We start from the raw sequence: 1941 nt of genomic DNA on the forward strand, positions 1-1941 counted from the left end.
GCAGGTGCGCCTGGAATTCTCTGCCGCTGCCCGGCCGCTGGCCCGGATCGAGACGAATGCGCTGCGGCGTGCCGTGCTGGCCCTGGCGGACAACGCGCTGGCCCACACGCCTGCGGGCGGCCGCGTGTCCATCACGACCTCAATCGAGCAGAAGCGCGCCGTGATCACGGTGGCGGACTCCGGGACCGGAATCACCGGCGTCGATCAGGCCCGGATCTTTGACCGGTTCGTGCGGACGGCCGGCACCGGCACCTCACAGGGACAGCGGAGCTTTGGCATCGGCCTGGCCCTGGTCCGGGAGATTGCCGTCGCGGCCGGGGGCACCGTCGAGGTGGCCGCGACGGGCGGCGAGGGAACCGTCATGAAATTGACGCTTCCGCTCATGGGCAGCGGGAATCCCTGAGGACCCTGCGCCGGGGAAAGCTATGCCATCGGGATCCCGGACCCCCGAATGCGGAGACAGGAAAGACCGGCGGTCGAGTTGCCCCCAAGGGAACTCGACCGCCGGTCTTTCCGGACTGTCTGGCCCCGGGTCGGGGCCGTGCGGCTTAGGCGCGGACGAACGTCACGCCGCCGGTCGCGGTGAGCCAGGACAGCGGGTGGACCATGGTCTGGTTCTTGCCGTTCATGCCGCCACTGACCACCTGGCCGTTGCCGGCGTAGATGCCGACGTGGCCGGACTGGACCACCATGTCACCGGGCTGCGGCGTCGCTACAACGGTTCCAAGGCCAAGGAACGCGCGGGGACCGATGTCGCCAACGGGCTTACCCGCGGCGCCAAGGGCCTTTTCCACCATGGCAGTGCAGTCCTGGGTGATGCCCACCTGGCTGTAGGCGGCCGAGAGCATGATGGCGTTGCGTCCGCCCGCGGGCGCCGCGGCCGGCGCTGCTGCCGGAGCTGCTGCCGGAGCGGCCTGCACCTGGATGACCGGCTTGGCCGGAGCCTTGGGCGCCGCCGCCGGGGCTGCAGCGGGAGCCGGCGCGACGGGCTGTTCGATGACCGGCGCGGCAACAGAATCCACTGCGGGGCGCTCGAAGCTGATCTTGACGCTTGAATCGGCACTGACGGGGGCACTGACCTGTCCGGTGACGTCGACGTTCGACGCCGGAGCAGAGTCACGCTGCACGGGGGCGGTGGCGGCGTTGGCGGCCATTCCGCTGGTCAGGACCAGGCCGGATGCGGCGGCGAGGACGGCGGCATGGCGCGCAAAAGTRTTGACTGAAGTCATGAAAAATGTAGCCTCTCCCAATGCCTGCGAGGTGAGCTGTCGGATTCGGATGGGAGGCACCCGGCCGCACTCCCGGGCCCGTCGTTGCGGGCACTGTGCGGCTTCACCCCAAGACCTGCATATCAGCAGGTCAAAAGTGGTTTCCCCGTCTCTGCCGGACGTTGATGCGAGTTACCCCCGGGCCGCGGCAGAGTTAGGCAATCGGCTGGGGAGCGCCCGTATCGGAGACAACAGGCACTCATCAACCGTAGCGCGAACCGCACCCGAAAGTCACATTCAGGTAACGGAGCCATGATGCCRGGCCGCAATTTGCCCATAGGGCGGCGCCGTTTCCGAACATAGGATGATGCCATCAGCACCACCGGAAGCGGAGGCCCGAAAATGAACAGCCATTGTGTCGCCATCTGCCAGTTGAGTACTCAGCCCCAAGAGGATTTCGACGTCAACACCGAGCTGCTGATCCTCGACGGCRGGGACGTCCACGTGAGCACCTGGGACGCGGAACCGCGTGACGGGGGTTTCGACGAGCACATCCTCAATGACCGGGTGGACGCGCTCGGGTACATGGTTGTCAACGACTGGGCCTTCCTGGACGGCAAGGCCTACGCGGTGGTGGAACGGCGGTCAGGCCCGGCGCCGGCCGGCCGCCGAGAACCGTGACCTTCCTGTCCCTGGCGCTGATCGCCGTCATCGCCCTGGCCGGCCCCCTGCT

At 67.8% G+C, this 1941-nt stretch carries 3 protein-coding genes and 1 riboswitch; of the genes, 2 read left to right on the plus strand and 1 reads right to left on the minus strand.

What is annotated here, in order from left to right:
- Window positions 1–403 (plus strand): sensor histidine kinase (locus AC1D1S_RS20945; protein WP_476995426.1); only part of this gene is annotated, 403 nt, incomplete at its 5' end.
- Between the two features lie 145 nt (window positions 404–548).
- On the opposite strand, the gene AC1D1S_RS20950 is transcribed toward AC1D1S_RS20945, so the two are convergent.
- Complete coding sequence (locus tag AC1D1S_RS20950; RefSeq protein ID WP_476995427.1) at window positions 549–1229, minus strand: hypothetical protein; 681 nt, start codon at window positions 1227–1229, stop codon at window positions 549–551.
- A 7-nt stretch (window positions 1230–1236) separates the two neighbouring features.
- Window positions 1237–1439, minus strand: a riboswitch (cyclic di-AMP (ydaO/yuaA leader).
- Between the two features lie 171 nt (window positions 1440–1610).
- On the opposite strand from AC1D1S_RS20950, the gene AC1D1S_RS20955 reads away from it, so the two are divergent.
- Complete coding sequence (locus tag AC1D1S_RS20955) at window positions 1611–1889, plus strand: hypothetical protein (RefSeq protein ID WP_476995428.1); 279 nt, start codon at window positions 1611–1613, stop codon at window positions 1887–1889.
- The last annotated feature ends 52 nt before the right edge of the window (window positions 1890–1941 follow it).

Source organism: Arthrobacter sp. P1_A5, assembly GCF_056406825.1.